General features: G+C 72.0%; 19 protein-coding genes. 7 read left to right on the plus strand and 12 right to left on the minus strand.

The features are described from left to right. The first annotated feature begins 48 nt into the window (after positions 1 to 48). Positions 49 to 243 carry a hypothetical protein gene (locus DEJ43_RS03480; protein WP_015031923.1) on the plus strand — a complete coding sequence of 65 codons (195 nt, stop codon included), beginning with the start codon at positions 49 to 51 and terminating at the stop codon, positions 241 to 243. A gap of 88 nt (positions 244 to 331) precedes the next feature. Here DEJ43_RS03480 and DEJ43_RS03485 read toward each other — a convergent pair whose 3' ends face one another. Further along, positions 332 to 1,315, minus strand: a complete 984-nt coding sequence (locus tag DEJ43_RS03485) for an ROK family protein (RefSeq protein ID WP_015031924.1) — start codon at positions 1,313 to 1,315, stop codon at positions 332 to 334. A 182-nt stretch (positions 1,316 to 1,497) separates the two neighbouring features. On the opposite strand from DEJ43_RS03485, the gene DEJ43_RS03490 reads away from it, so the two are divergent. Next, positions 1,498 to 2,532 carry a LacI family DNA-binding transcriptional regulator gene (locus DEJ43_RS03490; RefSeq protein ID WP_015031925.1) on the plus strand — a complete coding sequence of 345 codons (1,035 nt, stop codon included), beginning with the start codon at positions 1,498 to 1,500 and terminating at the stop codon, positions 2,530 to 2,532. A 154-nt stretch (positions 2,533 to 2,686) separates the two neighbouring features. Here DEJ43_RS03490 and DEJ43_RS03495 read toward each other — a convergent pair whose 3' ends face one another. The 5 genes from DEJ43_RS03495 to DEJ43_RS03515 form a co-directional block, all read right to left on the minus strand. After that, complete coding sequence (locus tag DEJ43_RS03495; protein WP_015031926.1) at positions 2,687 to 3,976, minus strand: DUF6986 family protein; 1,290 nt, start codon at positions 3,974 to 3,976, stop codon at positions 2,687 to 2,689. Between the two features lie 171 nt (positions 3,977 to 4,147). Then, positions 4,148 to 5,110, minus strand: a complete 963-nt coding sequence (locus DEJ43_RS03500; RefSeq protein ID WP_015031927.1) for an electron transfer flavoprotein subunit alpha/FixB family protein — start codon at positions 5,108 to 5,110, stop codon at positions 4,148 to 4,150. An 87-nt stretch (positions 5,111 to 5,197) separates the two neighbouring features. Next, positions 5,198 to 5,983, minus strand: a complete 786-nt coding sequence (locus tag DEJ43_RS03505; RefSeq protein ID WP_015031928.1) for an electron transfer flavoprotein subunit beta/FixA family protein — start codon at positions 5,981 to 5,983, stop codon at positions 5,198 to 5,200. A gap of 189 nt (positions 5,984 to 6,172) precedes the next feature. Beyond that, on the minus strand, positions 6,173 to 6,703 hold the full coding sequence (locus DEJ43_RS03510) for a flavin reductase family protein (protein ID WP_015031929.1): 531 nt from the start codon (positions 6,701 to 6,703) through the stop codon (positions 6,173 to 6,175). A gap of 197 nt (positions 6,704 to 6,900) precedes the next feature. After that, positions 6,901 to 7,212, minus strand: a complete 312-nt coding sequence (locus tag DEJ43_RS03515; RefSeq protein ID WP_015031931.1) for a TlpA family protein disulfide reductase — start codon at positions 7,210 to 7,212, stop codon at positions 6,901 to 6,903. Between the two features lie 289 nt (positions 7,213 to 7,501). Between DEJ43_RS03515 and DEJ43_RS03520 the strand changes: the two genes are divergently transcribed. Next, positions 7,502 to 8,224 (plus strand): lysophospholipid acyltransferase family protein, encoded by a 723-nt coding sequence (locus tag DEJ43_RS03520; RefSeq protein ID WP_015031932.1) that lies wholly within the window; start codon positions 7,502 to 7,504, stop codon positions 8,222 to 8,224. A gap of 36 nt (positions 8,225 to 8,260) precedes the next feature. Here the strand turns inward: DEJ43_RS03520 and DEJ43_RS03525 are convergent, their stop codons facing one another. The 5 genes from DEJ43_RS03525 to DEJ43_RS03545 all read right to left on the minus strand — a co-directional run bounded on the left by DEJ43_RS03525 (position 8,261) and on the right by DEJ43_RS03545 (position 13,107). Continuing rightward, positions 8,261 to 8,953 carry a B3/B4 domain-containing protein gene (locus DEJ43_RS03525; protein ID WP_015031933.1) on the minus strand — a complete coding sequence of 231 codons (693 nt, stop codon included), beginning with the start codon at positions 8,951 to 8,953 and terminating at the stop codon, positions 8,261 to 8,263. Positions 8,954 to 9,115: 162 nt separating this feature from the next. After that, positions 9,116 to 10,198: a threonine aldolase family protein gene (locus DEJ43_RS03530; protein WP_015031934.1), complete on the minus strand. Its 1,083-nt coding sequence runs from the start codon at positions 10,196 to 10,198 to the stop codon at positions 9,116 to 9,118. Then, a complete protein-coding gene (locus DEJ43_RS03535) occupies positions 10,195 to 10,956 on the minus strand; it encodes an SDR family NAD(P)-dependent oxidoreductase (protein ID WP_041662043.1) in 762 nt (253 codons plus the stop codon). Before DEJ43_RS03535 ends, DEJ43_RS03530 begins: the two co-directional genes overlap by 4 nt. A gap of 35 nt (positions 10,957 to 10,991) precedes the next feature. After that, a complete protein-coding gene (locus DEJ43_RS03540; RefSeq protein ID WP_015031936.1) occupies positions 10,992 to 12,398 on the minus strand; it encodes a DUF6421 family protein in 1,407 nt (468 codons plus the stop codon). 157 nt (positions 12,399 to 12,555) lie between these two features. After that, a complete protein-coding gene (locus DEJ43_RS03545) occupies positions 12,556 to 13,107 on the minus strand; it encodes a GNAT family N-acetyltransferase (RefSeq protein ID WP_015031937.1) in 552 nt (183 codons plus the stop codon). A 174-nt stretch (positions 13,108 to 13,281) separates the two neighbouring features. Between DEJ43_RS03545 and DEJ43_RS03550 the strand changes: the two genes are divergently transcribed. The 4 genes from DEJ43_RS03550 (at position 13,282) to DEJ43_RS03565 (ending at position 16,559) form a co-directional block, all read left to right on the plus strand. Beyond that, positions 13,282 to 13,893, plus strand: a complete 612-nt coding sequence (locus DEJ43_RS03550; protein WP_015031938.1) for a DUF5134 domain-containing protein — start codon at positions 13,282 to 13,284, stop codon at positions 13,891 to 13,893. A gap of 144 nt (positions 13,894 to 14,037) precedes the next feature. After that, positions 14,038 to 14,979 (plus strand): M56 family metallopeptidase, encoded by a 942-nt coding sequence (locus DEJ43_RS03555; protein ID WP_015031939.1) that lies wholly within the window; start codon positions 14,038 to 14,040, stop codon positions 14,977 to 14,979. Between the two features lie 89 nt (positions 14,980 to 15,068). Next, positions 15,069 to 15,758, plus strand: coding sequence for a phosphatase PAP2 family protein (locus tag DEJ43_RS03560; protein ID WP_051025832.1), 690 nt, complete (start codon positions 15,069 to 15,071; stop codon positions 15,756 to 15,758). Positions 15,759 to 15,887: 129 nt separating this feature from the next. After that, on the plus strand, positions 15,888 to 16,559 hold the full coding sequence (locus DEJ43_RS03565) for a TetR/AcrR family transcriptional regulator (protein ID WP_015031941.1): 672 nt from the start codon (positions 15,888 to 15,890) through the stop codon (positions 16,557 to 16,559). Here DEJ43_RS03565 and DEJ43_RS03570 read toward each other — a convergent pair. Next, a complete protein-coding gene (locus DEJ43_RS03570; protein ID WP_015031942.1) occupies positions 16,538 to 18,073 on the minus strand; it encodes an LVIVD repeat-containing protein in 1,536 nt (511 codons plus the stop codon). The two genes, DEJ43_RS03565 and DEJ43_RS03570, sit on opposite strands and share 22 nt — an antisense overlap. Positions 18,074 to 18,151: the final 78 nt, after the last annotated feature.

Raw genomic sequence — 18,151 nt, forward strand, 5'->3', positions numbered from 1 at the left:
TTCCGCGCCCCCGTCGTTGAGAACGGCAAGCACGAGGGGGTGCGGAGAATGAGTCGTCAGGTTCTCGAACGTTTTCCGGCCGGCGGCCCGCGGGGCAGCTGGCCGGCGGAGGAGTTCGCCGGAGCGCGCCGCGACGAGGGGGTGCCGGCCCGGGTCGTGATGGACCTGGAGACCGACACGTTCCTGGTGATCGTCGAGCAGCGGACACCGGAGCGGGTACCGGAGCCCGTACGGGAGGAATGACGCGGGTGGCCGGGTGGCCGGGGAAGCGCGCGAGACCTGCGTCGGCCCGGTGGCGTCGGTCCCGTCGCGGGCGCCCAGCTGGGGCGCGTCAGCGCGCCGTCGTCGCTGCCGCTGCCGCTGCCGCGCCCAGGAGGCCGGCGTCCGTGCCCGTGAGGGCTGGGACGACGGTCAGGTTCCGGACGAAGGAGAGCGTGGCGTAGGAGGCGAGGCCGCGGCGGAGTGGGGCGAAGAGGATCTCGCCCGCGCCCGCCACCCCGCCTCCGACCACCGCGATGTCGATCTCGACGAGCGCCGCCGTCGCGGCGATGCCCGCCGCGAGGGCCTGGGCGGCCCGCTCGAAGGACGCGCGGGCGATCGGGTCGCCCGCGCGTGCGGCGGCGGCCACGGCGGCGGCGGAGACGTCGCCGTCGGGCCCTGGACGCCAGCCGTTCTCCAGGGCGCGGCGGGTGAGGTTCGGTCCGCTGGCGAGGCGCTCGACGCAGCCGCGGCCGCCGCAGGCGCAGGGCTCGCCGTCCAGGTCCACGACCATGTGGCCGATGTGACCGGCGTTGCCGGTGGGGCCGGGGTGGAGTCGGCCGTCGAGGACGAGGCCGCCTCCGACGCCGGTGGAGACCACGAGGCACAGGGCGTTGTCGTGGCCGCGGGCGGCTCCGAGCCAGTGTTCGGCGGCCGTCATGGCGACGCCGTCGCCGACCAGGGTGACGGGCCGGCCGCCGGCCGCCTTCTGGACGCGCTCGACCAGGGGGTAGTCGCGCCAGCCGGGGATGTTCACCGGGCTCACGGTCCCCCGGTGGGCGTCCACGGGTCCGGCACTGCCGATCCCGACGGCTCCGGCGTCCTCCCACAGGGGCGAGGCGGCGAGTTCGGCGAGCACGTCCTCGACCGCGCGCATCACCGTGTCGTCGTCCTCGCGCGCGGGGGTGGGGCGCTGCGCGCGGACCCGGATGCCGCCCTCGCCGTCGACCAGTGCACCGGCGATCTTGGTGCCGCCGATGTCGAGTGCGACGACGAGCCCCTCGACGGGGCCGTCGGCGAGACCGTCTGCGGGGCCGGTGGCGGAATCGGTCTGCATGGGCGAGGGGTCTCCAGTCGGCGACGTGCGGCGGAACGGTGTACGTCCAGTCTCCCAGCCCGTTGACAACGTTGTCCAGGCCCTATGCTTCGGCCAGGGGAAGTCCACCGGACACCCCCCTGTCCGACCGGCCGCCGAGCTCCGGCCGGACCGACCGAGCCCCGACGGAGGAACCGCGCACCGTGGCCGACATCGCCCGCCGCCCCGATCACCGCTACGGCAACCGGCCCACGATGAAGGACGTCGCCGCACGGGCCGGCGTCGGCCTGAAAACGGTGTCGCGGGTCGTGAACGGCGAGCCGGGGGTCACCCCGGACACCGAGCGCCGGGTCCAGGAGGCCATCGAGATCCTCGGCTTCCGCCGCAACGACAGCGCGCGGGTCCTCCGCAAGGGCAGGACCGCGACCGTCGGCCTCGTCCTCGAGGACCTCGCCGACCCGTTCTACGGGCCGCTCAGCCGGGCCGTGGAGGAGGTCGCACGGGCGCACGGGGCGCTGCTCATCAACGGGTCCAGCGCGGAGGACCCGTACCGCGAGCAGGAGTTGGCGCTCGCGCTGTGCGCGCGCCGGGTCGACGGGCTGATCGTGATCCCCGCCGGGACCGACCACCGCTATCTGGAGCCGGAGATCAGGGCGGGTGTGGCCACGGTCTTCGTCGACCGGCCCGCGGGACTGATCGACGCCGACGCCGTCCTCTCCGACAGTTTCGGCGGGGCGCGCGACGGGGTGGCCCATCTGATCGCCCACGGACACCGCCGGATCGGATTCATCGGTGACCGGCCCCGTATCCACACCGCGTCCGAGCGGCTGCGCGGCTACCGCGCGGCGATGGAGGACGCGAGTCTGCCGGTCGAGGACGCCTGGGTCTCGGTGGGTTCCACGGGGCCTGAGCGGGTGCGGTCGGCGGTACGGGAGATGCTGGCCGCACCGGAGCCGGTGACGGCGCTGTTCGCGGGGAACAACCGGGTCCTGGTCACGGTGGTCCGCGCTCTCTCCGGCCACCCGCGGCGGGTCGCCCTGGTCGGCTTCGACGACATCGAGCTGGCGGACCTGCTCGGCATCACGGTCATCGCCCAGGACGCGGCGGCGCTCGGCCGGACCGCTGCGGAACGTCTCTTCCGTCGTCTGGACGGGGTCGACGAGGCACCGGAGCGGGTGGTCCTCGGGACCACCCTCCTGGCCCGCGGCTCGGGCGAGATCCCGCCGCCCTCCGTCTGACCGACCGACACCGAAAGCCCGGCCGGCACCGTCCGACCGGCCGCCACCCACCGGCCGACCGCCACCGACCGACACCGGTTCGGCAGCACGCCGGCCCGTTCCCCCGCCGTGGCACGCACAGCGGGGGAACGGCGGGTCGGCCGGCTCCGCGTTCCTACTCCGCGGAGGCCGTCAGGTCGCCGCGGCGCGGGGCCGCGAAGCGGTCGAGGGCGGCGCGGTTCATGCCGGTGAGCGCGTCGACCTCGGCGGTGTCGAGGGCGCCGCAGTCGATGCCGCGCAGCAGGTAGGAGCTGAGGGCCTTGGCGGTGGCGGGCTCGTCCATGACGTCGCCGCCGGCGTGGTTGGCGTAGGCGGAGAGGCGCTTGGCGGCGGCCTCGAAGCCCTCGCGGTAGAAGGCGAAGACGGCGGCGTACCGGGTGGGGATGTGGCCGGGGTGCATGTCCCAGCCCTGGTAGTACGCGCGGGCGAGGGCGCGGCGGGTGAGGCCGTAGTGGAGGCGCCAGGCCTCGTGGACGTGCTCGGTGGAGCCGACCGGGAGCACGTTGGTGGAGCCGTCGGAGACGCGGACGCCGGTGCCGGCGGCGGCGACCTGCATGATCGCCTTGGCGTGGTCGGCGGCCGGGTGGTCGCTTGCCTGGTAGGCGGCGGAGACGCCGAGGCAGGCGCTGTAGTCGAAGGTGCCGTAGTGCAGCCCGGTGGCGCGCCCCTCGGCGGCGCCGATCATGCGGGCGACGGCGGCGGTGCCGTCGGAGCCGAGGATGGCCTGGCTGGTCTCGATCTGGATCTCGAAGCCGAGGCGGCCGGCGTCGAGGCCGTGTGCCTTCTCGAAGGCCTCCAGGAGGCGGACGAAGGCGGTGACCTGCTCGGGGTAGGTGACCTTGGGGAGGGTGAGGACGAGCCCGTCGGGGAGGCCGCCGTTCTCCAGGAGGCCGGTGAGGAAGACGTCGGTGGTGCGGATGCCGCGGTCGCGTACGGCGGCTTCCATGCACTTCATCCGGATGCCCATGTACGGGGCGGCGGTGCCCTTCTCGTACGCCTCCGAGATCAGCCGGGCGGCGCGGGCCGCGTCCTGGTCCTCGTCGTCACCGGCGTACCCGTCCTCGAAGTCGACCCGGAGGTCCTCGATCGGCTCGCGCTCCAGCTTGGCGCGGACGCGGCCGTAGACGTCCTCGGCGAGGTCGTCGGAGAGGCCGAGGACGGCGGCGAAGGAGGCGGCGTCGGGGGCGTGCTCGTCGAGGGCGGCGAGGGCCTGGTCGCCCCAGGAGCGGATGGTTCCGGCGTCGAAGACGTTGCCGGGGACGTAGACGGTGTGGACGGGCTGGCGGGTGCCGGGGTCTCCCGGGTAGCGGCGGTCCAGCTCGGCGTCCACCGCGGCGAGGGAGGCGCTGATGCCCTCGCTGACCGCGCCCGCGAGGCTCGTCGACACCTTCTCCTGCTGACCCATCCCACATCCTCCTATTTTCCGCTTCACGGAATCAACAATCCGTATAGCGAAGTTAGTAGTCCGCCGGGACCCGCGTCAATGGCTGTCCGAAACGGCCGGGGGCCGCGCGGTGATCATCACCACGCGGCCCCCGGACCGTACAGAAGCGCAGGTCACACCTGCACGGAGAGATCAGCCCTTGCGGGACTTGACCTCTTCGGTCAGCTGCGGGACGACGTCGAAGAGGTCGCCCACCACGCCGTAGTCGACGAGCTCGAAGATCGGCGCCTCGGCGTCCTTGTTGATCGCGACGATCGTCTTCGAGGTCTGCATGCCCGCGCGGTGCTGGATCGCGCCGGAGATGCCGGAGGCGATGTACAGCTGCGGCGAGACCGACTTGCCGGTCTGGCCGACCTGGTTGGAGTGCGGGTACCAGCCGGCGTCGACCGCGGCACGCGAGGCACCGACGGCCGCGCCGAGCGAGTCGGCGAGGGCCTCGATGATCGCGAAGTTCTCGGCACCGTTGACGCCACGGCCACCGGAGACCACGATCGCGGCCTCGGTCAGCTCCGGGCGGCCGGTCGACTCGCGCGGGGTGCGGGCGACGATCTTCGTGCCCTGCGCCTTCTCCGAGAAGGAGACGGCGAGGGTCTCGACGGCGCCGGCGGCCGGGGCGGCCTCGACGGGGGCCGAGTTCGGCTTGACCGTGATGACCGGGGTGCCCTTGGAGACACGGGACTTGGTGGTGAAGGAGGCGGCGAACGCGGACTGCGTCGCGACCGGGCCCTCGTCACCGGCCTCCAGGTCCACGGCGTCGGTGATGATGCCGGAGCCGATGCGGACCGCGAGGCGGGCCGCGATCTCCTTGCCCTCGGCGGAGGACGGGACGAGCACGGCGGCCGGGGACACAGCCTCGTACGCCGCCTGGAGCGCGTCGACCTTCGGGACGACCAGGTACTCGGCGAACTCGGGGGCGTCGGCCGTGAGGACCTTCACCGCGCCGTGCTCGGCCAGGACGGCCGCGGTGTCGGCGGCGCCGTTGCCGAGGGCGACGGCGACCGGCTCGCCGATGCGGCGGGCGAGGGTCAGCAGCTCCAGGGTGGGCTTGCGGACGGCTCCGTCGACGTGGTCGACGTAGACGAGAATCTCAGCCATGGGACTTCAATCTCCTGCGAACGGAAAGGGGCGGTCTGAGGGGCTCGCGCGGGCCTGGGACGTCGTCCCGGCGCACGGCGCCGAGTCCTAGATGAACTTCTGGCTCGCGAGGAACTCGGCGAGCTGCTTGCCGCCCTCGCCCTCGTCCTTGACGATCGTGCCGGCGGTGCGCGCCGGACGCTCGGTGGCCGAGTCGACCGCGGTCCACGAGCCCTCCAGGCCGACCTCGTCGGCCTCGATGTCGAGGTCGGAGAGGTCCAGGGACTCCACCGGCTTCTTCTTGGCGGCCATGATGCCCTTGAAGGAGGGGTAGCGCGCCTCGCCCGACTGGTCGGTGACGGACACGACCGCCGGCAGGGAGGCCTCCAGCTGCTCGGAGGCGGTGTCGCCGTCACGGCGGCCCTTCACGACGCCGTCCTCGATGGAGACCTCGGAGAGCAGCGTGACCTGCGGGACGCCCAGCCGCTCGGCGAGGATCGCCGGGAGGACACCCATGGTGCCGTCGGTGGAGGCCATGCCGGCGATGACGACGTCGTAGCCGGTCTTCTCGATCGCCTTGGCGAGCACCAGCGAGGTGCCCATGACGTCGGTGCCGTGCAGGTCGTCGTCCTCGACGTGGACCGCCTTGTCGGCGCCCATGGACAGCGCCTTGCGCAGCGCGTCCTTGGCGTCCTCGGGGCCGACCGTCAGCACGGTGACCTCGGCGTCGTCCGCCTCTTCGGCGATCTGCAGCGCCTGCTCTACCGCGTACTCGTCGAGCTCCGACAGCAGGCCGTCGACGTCGTCGCGGTCGACGGTCAGGTCATCGGCGAAGTGCCGGTCGCCGGTGGCGTCGGGCACGTACTTCACACAGACAACGATCCTCAAGCTCACGCCGGCTCTCCTACTGCATCGTCATAACTGGGCTGCCTTGTTGCTCGCAGCATAGGCGCCTGAAGGGCGGGTTTCCGGTCGGGGCGCCGGACGCCCCGACCAGAATATTACTCGCCAGTACACCCAGTCCGTTACCAGTAAGCAAGCGCTCAGACGTGTGACCTTGACAACGCCCAGGTTAGGGAACCCTCAGTCACGCAGCGCGTTGAAGCGGCCGTGGTGGTAGAGCAGCGGCCTGCCCACCCCGTCGGGGTCTCCCGCGACGGCCTGGGCGATCACGATCCGGTGGTCCCCCGCGGGCACCCGGGCCACCACGCGGCAGACCAGCCAGGCCAGTACGCCGTCGAGGACGGGCACGCCCTCGGGCCCCACGCTCCACCGGGTCCCCTCGCCGAAGCGGTCGGCGCCGCTGCGCGCGAAGGTGGCCGCGAGGTCCTGCTGGTGCTCGCCGAGTATGTGCACGCCGATGTGCTCGGCCTCGGCGAGCACGGGCCAGCTGGAGGAGGTCGTCCCCACCCCGAAGGAGATCAGCGGCGGGTCGGCGGCGACGGAGTTGAGCGAGGTCGCGGTGAAGCCGACGGGGCGCTCGCCGTGGGCGGTGACGACGGCGACGCCGGCCGCGTGCCGGCGGAAGACGGAGCGGAGCAGGTCGGGAGAGGCCTGCCGGGGTGCGCCGATGGTGGGAACGGTGTCGAGTCGGAGGTCGGGCGAGACCGTCATGGAGTTGTCCTTCTGCGAGGGCGGCATGGCTGGGGTCCGGGGGTCGTCAGACGCCCGGACAGCGCGCGCTCGCGTTGCGGGCCAGGTCCACGTGGGTCCGGCCGTAGAGAAGGAGTTCTGGGGGCACTCCGTCAGGGTGACGATCGTTGCCGCGTGCAGTCAAGTGCGTACCGTGATGTGGGAGGAGTGTCACGGCGTCAGACCGCCCGCCCCAGGGCGGCGATGACATCGGCCTTGCGGGGCTGTCCGGCGGCGCGGCGGACGACACGGCCCGTCCGGTCGAGGACGAGGACGGTGGGGGTACGGGCGATGCCGAGCGCGCGTACGAGATCGAGTCGCTCCTCGGCGTCGATCTCCACGTGCCCCACCCCCGGCACCATCGCGGCCACCTCGGCGAGGGTGCGGCGGGTGGCGCGGCAGGGCTGGCAGAACGCGGTGGAGAACTGGACGAGGGTGGCCCGCTCCCCCAGCTCGGCGCCGAGCGCCTCGGATCCCAGGACCTCACTCACCCGTGTCTCCCCTTCCCCGGGCTTCCCCGGACCTTCGCCGGATCCGCGCCGGATCTCCCGCGTTCCTCGCGGCCCCGCCTCGGGCCGTCCCACCTGGTGCAGCGTCGCACGTCGGCGTTCGATTCCCGCCACGGCCACCGCGAGTGACGAGAATCTCCCTGTACGAAGCCGCCTGGACTGGTCACGGCGGCCCACATGGGGCACGATCTGCCCAAAGCCGAAAACCTACGGCCGCGTAACTTCCGCCCGGAGAACCCTCCGCAGGCACAGAAGAAGGGGTTCCTCTCAGATGGCAGAACTCGTGTATCGACCGGTCATCGGCGCCGCGAAGGGCATGTTCAAGGCGCTCGACCTGAAGATCGACACGCAGGGTTCGGAGCACATCCCGCGCACGGGCGGCGCGGTGCTGGTCAGCAACCACATCAGCTATCTGGACTTCATCTTCACGGGCCTTGCCGCGCTGCCGCAGAAGCGCCTGGTGCGCTTCATGGCGAAGGACTCGGTCTTCCGGCACAAGATCTCGGGACCGCTCATGCGCGGCATGAAGCACATCCCGGTGGACCGTGCGGCGGGCGAGCACGCCTACAAGCACGCGCTGGAATCGCTGCGGGCCGGCGAGATCATCGGCGTCTTCCCCGAGGCGACCATCTCGCAGTCCTTCACCCTCAAGGGCTTCAAGACGGGCGCGGCGCGGCTCGCCCAGGAGGCCGGGGTGCCGCTGATCCCGATGGCGCTCTGGGGCACGCAGCGGATCTGGACCAAGGGCCGGCCGCGGAACTTCAAGCGGAGCCACATCCCGGTCACGATCCGCGTCGGCGAGCCCGTCGAGGCTCCGGCCGACCAGTACGCGGGCGCGATCACGCGGCGGCTGCGCGAGCGCGTCCAGGAGCTCCTGGAGGCGGCGCAGCGCGCCTACCCGGTCCGCACCAAGGACGCGAGCGACACCTGGTGGATTCCGGCCCACCTCGGCGGCACGGCTCCGACGCCGGCCCAGGTCAAGGACGCGGGCTGACGCGGGAGCGCGGGCTGCCGGAGCGGCGCTGAATCGTCACTCCGGATCGCGGACGGTGATCCGGGCCCCCGGGCTGAGCTTCGCCAGCGACTCGGCCAGCTCCGCGCCGGCCGCACGGAGCTCGTCCCCGGTCATCGGGTCGAGCGCCTCCAGCAGGAAGAACGCGTCGACGGTGGCGTCGTCGATGCGCGTACGGGGGCCCTGGCGCCAGTTCCAGCGGCGGCAGGTCACGCCCTCCTCGTCGCACCAGACGATCTCCCCGGGTTCGGGGTGCTCGACGTTCTCCACGCCGCCCGCCACGGTGACGAAGGGCTCGTCGCCGGTGGCCCTGATCAGGCGCATGGCGCCCTGGATCCGGCCCAGGTCCTCGCCGCCGACCGGGATGAGGTGCGCGACGCTGACCGCGTTGTAGGCGTCGACGAGCCGGTTGATCCGGGGCAGGCCGCCGTCCGCGAGCGCGCGCCTGGCGAGCGCCTCGGCCGAGTTGCGGGTACGGGAGGGCTTGGCGCCGAACGCGGTGTACGCGGCGCGCCAGGCGGCGATGTGCGGGTCCTGGTCGGGGCTCCGGCCGTCGAGGCGCTCGGCGAGCCGCCGTGCGGCCTCGTCGAGGAGGGCCGAACTGGCTTCGTCGCTGGGTCCGTTGATCAGTCCTCGGGCCTCGACGACCAGAGCGGTGAAGCCGGGGACGAGGGTGCGCACCTCGTCGGAGACGGTGAGCGTGAGAGTCATGGTCCGCCGTTCGCTGATGTTCGGGTCGCTCTGTCGAAGTCCAGCATAGAGCACTCGATAGTGCACTCTAATGAACTCGAATCCACATCGCGGACGGCGTACGCGAACGGCCGGACGGGGAGTCGGTGACTCTCCGTCCGGCCGTGTGTCGTCGTGCGATCGCTACTGGCGGGCCAGCTCTTCCTTCAGGGCCTGAAGGAAGGCGTCCACGTCGTCCTCCGTGGTGTCGAAGGCGCACATCCAGCGGACGTCGCCCGCCTTCTCGTCCCAGAAGTAGAAGCGGAAGCGCTCCTGGAGCCGCCGGGTCACGTCGTGCGGCAGCCGGGCGAAGACGGCGTTGGCCTGCACCGGGTAGAGGATCTCGACCCCGTCGAGCTCGCGCACCCCGGCCGCGAGGCGCTGGGCCATCGCGTTGGAGTGGCGGGCGTTGCGCAGCCAGAGGTCCTTCGCGAGGAGGGCCTCCAGCTGCACCGACACGAAGCGCATCTTCGACGCGAGCTGCATGGACAGCTTGCGCAGGTGCTTCATGTGGCTGACCGCGTCCGGGTTGAGGACGACGACGGCCTCGCCGAAGAGCATGCCGTTCTTCGTGCCGCCGTACGAGATGACGTCGACGCCCACCGCGTTGGTGAACGCGCGCATCGGCACGTCCAGGGAGGCGGCGGCGTTGGCTATCCGGGCGCCGTCGAGGTGCACCTTCATGCCCTTGGCGTGGGAGTGCTCGACGATCGCACGGATCTCGTCCACCGTGTAGACGGTGCCCAGCTCGGTGTTCTGGGTGATCGAGACGACCTGCGGCATCGCCCGGTGCTCGTCCTCCCAGCCCCAGGCCTGCCGGTCGATCAGCTCGGGGGTGAGCTTGCCGTCCGGGGTGGGCACGGTGAGCAGCTTGAGGCCGCCCATCCGCTCCGGCGCCCCGCCCTCGTCCACGTTGATGTGCGCGGACTCGGCGCAGATCACGGCGCCCCAGCGGTCGGTGAGCGCCTGGAGCGCGGTCACGTTCGCGCCGGTCCCGTTGAAGACCGGGAAGGCCTCGGCGGTGGGGCCGAAGTGGCCGTGCATGATCCGCTGGAGGTGCTCGGTGTACTGGTCCTCGCCGTAGGCGACCTGGTGGCCGTCGTTGGCGAGGGCTAGGGCCGCGAGGACCTCGGGGTGGGCGCCGGCGTAGTTGTCGCTGGCGAAGCCCCGGACCGACGGGTCGTGGTGCCGACGTGCGTCGGTCCTGGGGCCGAGTGCCGCGGTCACGGCTTGGGGGTCAGCCACAGACGCTGTCCATTCACTTCCTGGGCGGGCCTGCTCCACAGACCGGCGATCTCGTCGGCCAGGACGGTGACGTCGGTGAAGCCCGCGAACTTCGCGTTGGGGCGTTCGGCGCGCATGGCGTCGTGCACCAATGCCTTGATCACCAGGATCGCAGCCGCCGCCTGCGGGCCGTCGTCGCCCCCCAGCTTGCGGAACGAGTCGGCCATGGCGAGGGTCCAGGCCTCGGCGGCGGCCTTGCCCGCGTTGTAGGCGGCGTTGTTGGCGAGCGGCTTGTGCGCGCCGACCTGGCTGACCAGGGCGTAGCGGCCGCGGCCTGCGCTGCGCAGCAGTCCGTCGTGGAAGGCGAGCGAGGTGTGCTGGACGGTGCGGATCAGGAGCTTCTCCAGGAAGTCCCAGTCCCCGAGGTCCGTCTCGGTGAAGGAGCCCGCGCCGCGCCAGCCGCCGACCAGGTGGACCAGGCCGTCGATCCGGCCGAACTCCTTCTCGGTCTTCGCGGCCCAGTCGCGGGTGGCGTCCAGGTCGAGCAGGTCGACGGTGTCGCCGACGACCCGGGCGCCGCCGTGGGCGTAGCGGGCGGCGTCGACGGCCTCCACCAGGCGCGCGGGGTCGGCGTCGGACGCGACGACGGTCGCGCCCGCCTCCGCGAGACGCATCAGCGTCGCGCGGCCCGCCGGTCCGGCCGCGCCGGCGACCGCGATGACGGCGCCGTCGAGCGGCCCGCCGTTTCCGTTGGCGTTCATGGGCGACGCCTCCTCCGTGTGCTCCGTACGCGCGCTCACGCGGCGGCCCGCTCGGTCCGCGAGGCGTCGGCGGCGGTGATCCCCTTGGTGTCGGCGATCACGCCCTTCAGCTTCTTGGCGAGGGCCTCAAAGAACATGCTGAGCGGAAACTCGTCCGGAAGCACGTCGTCGACGAGCTTGCGCGGCGGGAGGGACAGGTCGAGGGCGTCGGGACCCTTGGCCCACTTCGATCCCGGGTGGGGGGCGAGGTAGGTGGAGACGAGCTCGTACGCCTTGAACCAGTGGACCAGCTTGGGGCGGTCGATGCCGTCGCGGTAGAGCTTCTCGATGTCGGCGCAGAGCTGGTTGGTGACCTCGGGGGCCCGCTGCCAGTCGATCTTGAGGGTGTTGTCCGTCCAGCGCACCACGTCGTGCTTGTGAAGGTACGCGAAGAGGAGCTGGCCGCCGAGACCGTCGTAGTTGCGGTTGCGGTCGCCGGAGAGCGGGAAGCGGAACATCCGGTCGAAGAGGACGGCGTACTGCACGTCACGGCCGTGGGTGTTGCCCTCGGCCTCCAGCTTCACGGCCTCCTTGAAGGCGGTGAGGTCGCAGCGGAGCTCTTCGAGGCCGTACATCCAGAACGGCTGGCGCTGCTTGATCATGAAGGGGTCGAACGGCAGGTCGCCGTGGCTGTGGGTGCGGTCGTGGACCATGTCCCAGAGCACGAAGGCCTTCTCGCAGCGCTCCTGGTCGTCGATCATCGCGGCGATGTCGGCGGGCAGCTGGATGCCGAGGGTGTCGACGGCGGCCTCGGTGACCTTGCGGAAGCGCGCGGCCTCGCGGTCGCAGAAGATGCCGCCCCAGGAGAAGCGCTCGGGGGCCTCGCGGACGGCGATGGTCTCCGGGAAGAGGACGGCCGAGTTGGTGTCGTACCCGGCGGTGAAGTCCTCGAAGGTGATGCCGCAGAACAGCGGGTTGTCGTAGCGGGTGCGCTCCAGCTCGGCGAGCCACTCCGGCCACACCATGCGGAGCACGACGGCTTCGAGGTTGCGGTCGGGGTTGCCGTTCTGCGTGTACATCGGGAACAGCACCAGGTGCTGGAGCCCGTCCACCCGGTCGGCGGCCGGCTGGAAGGCGAGCAGCGAGTCCAGGAAGTCCGGGACCGTGAAGCCGCTCTCGGCCCACTTGCGCAGGTCGGAGACGAGGGCGCGGTGGTACGCGGCGTCGTGCGGGACCAGCGGGGAGAGCTGCTCGATCGCGGCGGTGACGCGGTCGAGGGTCAGCTCGGCGAAGGCGCGGGCGGGTGCGCCCTCGGCCTCGAAGTCGATGGAGCCGTCGGCGCTCTGCCAGGCGCGGATCTCCTCCACGGCATTCTTGAGCTCGGGCCAGGCGGGGTGGTCGATCACCCGGGCGGCGGTGGATATCCCCTCACCGGTCACGTCCTGCACAAGAATTTCCGTCATGCCTCTTCCTCCACAGGAGAACCTCGCGTCGAGACACCGTAACCATGGACGGTTCTCAGCCACAAGAGGGGCCAAGAGAAATTATCCTGCCCGACCCCCCTGATCGCAGAAGTTTTTCCTGTGGAGACGGGGGGAAGCCACCCTTCCGCCGCAGGACTCAGCCCAGCGGCTTCACCAGGAGCTCGAACTCCAGATCGTCGCGCTGGGGCAGCCCGAAGCGCTCGTCGCCGTACGGGAAGGGAGTCATCCGCCCGGTGCGGCGGTAGCCTCGGCGCTCGTACCAGGCGATCAGCTCCTCACGCACCGAGATCACCGTCATGTGCATCTCGCGCACGTCCCACAGCTCGCGCACCCGGCGCTCGGCCTCCGCGATGATCTGCTTGCCGAGGCCCGCCCCCTGGAGTTCCGGCCGGACGGCGAACATGCCGAAGTAGGCGGCCTCGTCGCGGTGCTCCAGCTGGCAGCAGGCGACGATCTCGCCGTCGCGCTCGACGACCAGGAGCCGGCTGCCGGGCGTGGTGATCACGGCGGCCACGCCCTCGGGGTCGGTGCGCTGCCCCTGGAGGATGTCCGCCTCCGTGGTCCAGCCGCCCCGGCTGGCGTCGCCCCGGTAGGCCGACTCCACGAGCGGGACCAGGGCCGGGACGTCGTCCAGGACCGCCTCGCGGTAACTGATCCGGCCGGTCTCCTGCGGCGTGGCGGTGTCCATGTGAACGGGGCTCCCCTCGGGCGCTGACGATCGCCGTACGCGATCGTTCCCGAGCCTAGCGTCCGCCCTCTTCACTCCCCCCCCGTACGCCTGTGCGCACCCGTGCGCCCGCGTGCGCCCGGCCGGGGCCGGGCATCCTCCGGGGAGGGGACGGCGTCGAGGGGGAGGTGTGCCGTGCACGGACCGGCCTTGCCCGGCTGGCTGATGGTCGCCCTGTGCGCGGCGACGGGGTTCTCCTGCCTGCTGCGGATGCGCGCGTGCGCCGGGGAGGAGCGGCGGGCCGCGGGCGGCGAGGCCGTGATGGGCTTCGGGATGGCGACCATGGCGCTGCCCGCCGCGGTGCTCACCCCGCCCGGGTGGAGCTGGGGGGTGTACGCGGCGGTGTTCGGCGGCGCCGCACTGCACGGCCTCGTCGCGCTCCGGCACGGCGGGCGGCATGCGCACCATGTCGTCGGCTCGCTCGCCATGGTCTACATGGCGGTGGCGATGGCCTCGCCCGACCCGGGGGCGCACACGGGGCACACGGTGGGCACGGCGGGAGGCATACCCGTGCTCACGGGCGCGCTGCTCCTCTACTACACGGCGTACGTGCTGCACACGGGCGCGCGGCTCGCGCCGGAGGCGATACCCGGGGCGACGGTGCCGGTCCCGGTGGGGGTGGCGCCCGCGCCCGCGGGAGCCCTCGGCGGGGCGCGGCGTCCCGGCTGGGCGACCCGCCCGGAACTGACGCTCAGCTGCAGGCTGTCGATGGCGCTCGCGATGCTCGCCATGCTCGTGGCGCTGTGACGGGCCGGCACCGGCCGGCGTCTCACCGACCGGGCCGGTGCCGTACGGCTGCGGCGGCCCCACGCGGCAACGAAACCGTGGCGTACGTCACTTGACGTACGAGGCCGTACCCCCGACCCGTATCCCCCTCATAGGGTGACGGCCATGTGGGTCTCCCTCGCGCTGTTCCTGCTCGGCATCCTGACCGCCCTCGCGGCCCCCCGGCTGCTGTCCCGGGCGGACTGGGTGGAGCGAGAACCCGTGGTGGCCCTCTGGGTCTGGCAGTGCGTGGTCGCCGCCGTCCTGCTGAGCTTCGCGCTCTCCATGACCTTCAGCGCCTCGACCGCCTGGCAGGCCGTCCGGGGGCAGCTCTTCGCCCCCGCACCGCGCGCGGTGGTCGACGCGTACGAGCTCGGCACGACCGGCCCCTGGTCCGCGGTGCTCGCGGTCGCCCTGGCGGCCGGCGGGGTGTGGACCGGGGCGATGCTCGGCCGGGAGTTCGGCCAGGCACGGTCCCGGCGCCGGCAGCGCCGCTGCGACCTGCTCGTCCGCTCCCCGCTGCTGCCCGGCGAACAGCCGGGCAGCGAGCGCCTCGTCGTCCTGGAGGGCGAGCGGCCGAACGCCTGGTGGCTGTCGGGGAGCACGCCCCAGCTGGTCATCACCACGGCGGCGCTCCGGCGGTTGAAGGGGCGACAGCTCGACGCGGTCCTGGCGCACGAGCAGGGTCACGCGCGCGCCCGGCACGACTGGCTGCGGCACTGGTCGGCGGCGCTGGCCGCCGGGTTCCCCGGCATCCCGGTCTTCGCGGCCTTCCGCGAGGAGATGCACCGGCTGGTGGAGCTGGCCGCCGACGACGTGGCCTCGCGCCGGTTCGGGCGTCTCACGATCGCGCTGGCACTGGTCGAACTCAACGAGGACCGGGGGGTGTTCGGGCCGGGGACCGCGCCGTACGGGGACCTGCCCCGGCGGGTGAACCGGCTGCTCACCGCGGCGCCCCGGCTCACCGCGGGACGCCGTCTGCGGCTCACCGCCGCCGCCTCCATGGTGCCGGTGGTCCCGGTGCTCGTGGCCTTCGTCCCGGCGCTCGGCGCGCTGGGATGGCGGTGACCGCGCGCACGCCGGTCGAGTCGCACGCCGCGGCGCGCGCGGGGAGCGCGGAAGACCGCCCCGGGCCGCTCGTCGGGCAGGATCGGCCCATGCTCACCTCCGCCGTGATCTCCGGGGCCCTGGCCGTTCTCCTGCTCGTGCTCGTCGCCGTGGGATGGGAGCCGCTGCTCTCCTTCGACCGGGCGGTGGCCGAGGCGCTGCACCGCGACGCCGTGGCCGAACCGGGCCTGACCGGGCTCCAGCGCTTCCTCAGCGACTGGGTGTGGGACCCGTGGACGATGCGCGCCCTCGCCGCGGCCACCGTGGTGCTGCTGTGGTGGAAGCGGGAGCGGCGGCTCGCCCTGTGGGTGGCCGCGACGAGCCTGCTGGCCGTCGGCCTCCAGCAGGGACTGAAGACGCTGGTGGGCAGGGATCGGCCGCAGTGGAGCGATCCGGTCGACTCCGCGCGGTTCGCCGCCTTCCCGTCCGGGCACGCGATGACGGCCACGGTCACCTGCGGGCTGCTGCTGTGGGTCCTCGCCCTGCGGTGGCGGGACGAGTGGCGCGGCTGGGGGGCGCTCACGGGCGTGGCGCTCGTCTCGGTGCTCGGCGTGGGCTGGACGCGGGTCTACCTGGGCGTGCACTGGCCCACGGACGTCCTCGGGGGCTGGCTGCTGGGCTGGTGCTGCGTGGCCGTGGCGGTCCTGACGTACCGCAGGAGCGAGCGGCGCGGCTCCGGGGCGGGCGCTCGGGCCGGGGAGACCGGCGGGCCGCGGAGCAGAATGGAAGGAACAGAGTGAAGCCGCCTGTTCTGGACGATCCCCCGTGTCGCCCAGAACAGACGGCCTCCCCGGCGGCCTGCCACGAAGGCATGCCGACGGGATGCGCCGAGTATATTGGCCGGCAGCCAGTCAACGCAGGAGTCAAGCATGTCCCCGCGTAGCCCATCGGTCAATGAAGAGCTTCGACGCAGGTCCCGCGAGCGTATTTTGCAGGCCACATTGGAGCTGGTCGACACGCGTGGCTACGAGGCGACCACGCTCGGCGACATCGCGGAGCGGGCCGGTACGGCGCGGGGACTCATCTCGTACTACTTCCCGGGCAAGCGGCAGCTCCTCCAGTCGGCGGTGCACCGGCTGATGCACCTCACCCTGGAGGAGGCGCTGGAACGCGAGCCGCGCACCGAGGACGGCCGGGAGCGGCTGGCCCGCGCGATCGACGCGATCCTGGGCCTCGCGGCGGAGCGCCCCACCCTGATGCGGACGCACATGGCGGGCATCCTGCAGGCGGAGGGGTTCGTGCAGTGCCCGGAGCAGCAGCGCCTGGCGTTCCTGCTCCGGGACACGGTCACGCGGTACGGCTCCGAGGACGTGGACACCGACTATCCGCTGCTGCGCGCCCTGCTGATGGGCGCGGTGGTGGCGGTGCTGCTGCCCGGGGCGCAGATGCCGCTGCCGCGGCTGCGCTCGGAGCTGTTCCACCGCTACGGGCTCGACTGGGACGCGGGCATGCCGCCGGACGGAGGTCCGCCCGACGGCACACCGGTGGTCAGACCACCGACCGGCCGGTCGTCAGCCGGTCAGTCGTCGAAGTCGAAGTAGTCCGGCTGCGTCTGGACGTTGAGCTCGTCCATCCGGATCCGCTTCGCGGGGTCGGTACGGCGGTCGGAGAGCTTCAGGACGTCGAAGCCCTTCGCGATGTCGTTGGAGTAGATGTATCCGTTGTAGTAGTACGCGGACCACGAGCCGCCGGTCGCCATGGTGGTGGCGGAGAGCGGACCGCGCTCGAAGTAGGCGATCTCCTTGGGCTTGGCCGAGTCGGTGAAGTCCCAGACGGAGACGCCGCCCTGGTACCAGGCCTGGACCATGAGGTCCTTGCCCTTGACCGGGATCAGCGAGCCGTTGTGGGCGACGCAGTTCTCGGTGTCGGCCTGGTGGCGCGGGATCTTGAAGTAGCTGCGGAAGACGAGCTTGCTCTTCTTGCCCTTGCCGACGATGTCGTAGATGCCGTCGGCACCCCGGTTCGGGCCGACCTCGGCGTTGCAGGTGGCACCGCCGCCGCCACCGAGCTCGTCGGTGAAGACGACCTTGTTCGCCTTCTGGTTGAAGGTCGCGGAGTGCCAGAACGCGAAGTTGACGTTGTCCTGCACCTGGTCGATGACCCGCGGGTGCTCGGGGTCCTTGATGTCGAAGAGGATGCCGTCACCCATGCAGGCTCCGGCGGCGAGGTCCTTCTCCGGCAGCACGGTGATGTCGTGGCAGCCGGTGGTCTTGGAGACGCCCGGGTTGGTGGGCCCACCGGGGTTGCCGCCGCCGTCCGGGCCCTCGCCCGGGAAGAGGACCGGGAAGGAGACGACCGCGGCCTTCTCGGGGGACTTGCGCGGCACCTTGATGACCGAGATGCCGTCGTGCGGGGGCTGGCAGTCCGGGAACGCCGCGTTCGGCGAGTACGAGGAGACGTAGACGTACACGTCCCGCTTCTTGGGCACCAGCGTGTGGGTGTGCGAGCCGCAGGCGGTCTCGACGGCGGCGACGTACTTGGGGTTGCGGACGTCGCTGATGTCGAAGATCTTCATGCCCTCCCACGACTCCTTGACGGAGGCGGGCTGCGTGGTGCTGGCGCAGGAGTTGTCGCTCCGGGAGGAGTCCGTCGAGAGGAACAGCAGGTCGCCGGAGACGGAGATGTCGTTCTGGGAGCCGGGGCAGAGGACCTGGGCGACGGTCTTCGGGGCCTTCGGGTTGCTGATGTCGAAGATCCGGAAGCCGTCGTAGTTGCCGGCGAAGGCGTACTTGCCCTGGAACGCGAGGTCCGTGTTGAGGCTCTGGAGGGCGTCCTTGGGGATGTTCGCGAGGTGCTCGATGTTCGAGCTGTGGACGATCTCGTCCACGCCGGGTATCTCACCGCTCCGGATGGCGGAGCGCGCCTCGGCGGCCTGCTCCGAGGAGACCTTGCCCTGGGCGGGCGCGTCGCCGGGGTCGGGGGTCGCGGTGGCGGGTCCGGCCACGAGCAGCGTGGCCAGCAGGCCCGCCGCGGCGGATGCCACGCCCAGGCGTCTGAGCCGGGCACGCGGATCGCGCGTGTGGGACGTGGTACGCGGGGTACGCAACGAAGTCACTCCGTCCTCCCTGGTATCCGTTCAGCGTTGAACGGGTGTTGGACCCCGGCAGTATCTTCCTTGCCGTGCACATCTCAA

It is taken from the genome of Streptomyces venezuelae ATCC 10712, assembly GCF_008639165.1.
Lineage (GTDB): Bacteria > Actinomycetota > Actinomycetes > Streptomycetales > Streptomycetaceae > Streptomyces > Streptomyces venezuelae.

What these genes read in the sequence shown, in the direction of transcription:
- DEJ43_RS03535 (WP_041662043.1), bottom strand. Translation starts at nt 10,956, where the DNA reads ATGAACGCCAACGGAAACGGCGGGCCGCTCGACGGCGCCGTCATCGCG.
- DEJ43_RS03485 (WP_015031924.1), bottom strand. Translation starts at nt 1,315, where the DNA reads ATGCAGACCGATTCCGCCACCGGCCCCGCAGACGGTCTCGCCGACGGC.
- DEJ43_RS03510 (WP_015031929.1), bottom strand. Translation starts at nt 6,703, where the DNA reads ATGACGGTCTCGCCCGACCTCCGACTCGACACCGTTCCCACCATCGGC.
- DEJ43_RS03555 (WP_015031939.1), top strand. Translation starts at nt 14,038, where the DNA reads ATGTGGGTCTCCCTCGCGCTGTTCCTGCTCGGCATCCTGACCGCCCTC.
- DEJ43_RS03500 (WP_015031927.1), bottom strand. Translation starts at nt 5,110, where the DNA reads ATGGCTGAGATTCTCGTCTACGTCGACCACGTCGACGGAGCCGTCCGC.
- DEJ43_RS03480 (WP_015031923.1), top strand. Translation starts at nt 49, where the DNA reads ATGAGTCGTCAGGTTCTCGAACGTTTTCCGGCCGGCGGCCCGCGGGGC.
- DEJ43_RS03540 (WP_015031936.1), bottom strand. Translation starts at nt 12,398, where the DNA reads ATGACGGAAATTCTTGTGCAGGACGTGACCGGTGAGGGGATATCCACC.
- DEJ43_RS03560 (WP_051025832.1), top strand. Translation starts at nt 15,069, where the DNA reads ATGCTCACCTCCGCCGTGATCTCCGGGGCCCTGGCCGTTCTCCTGCTC.
- DEJ43_RS03520 (WP_015031932.1), top strand. Translation starts at nt 7,502, where the DNA reads ATGGCAGAACTCGTGTATCGACCGGTCATCGGCGCCGCGAAGGGCATG.
- DEJ43_RS03495 (WP_015031926.1), bottom strand. Translation starts at nt 3,976, where the DNA reads ATGGGTCAGCAGGAGAAGGTGTCGACGAGCCTCGCGGGCGCGGTCAGC.
- DEJ43_RS03525 (WP_015031933.1), bottom strand. Translation starts at nt 8,953, where the DNA reads ATGACTCTCACGCTCACCGTCTCCGACGAGGTGCGCACCCTCGTCCCC.
- DEJ43_RS03565 (WP_015031941.1), top strand. Translation starts at nt 15,888, where the DNA reads ATGTCCCCGCGTAGCCCATCGGTCAATGAAGAGCTTCGACGCAGGTCC.
- DEJ43_RS03545 (WP_015031937.1), bottom strand. Translation starts at nt 13,107, where the DNA reads ATGGACACCGCCACGCCGCAGGAGACCGGCCGGATCAGTTACCGCGAG.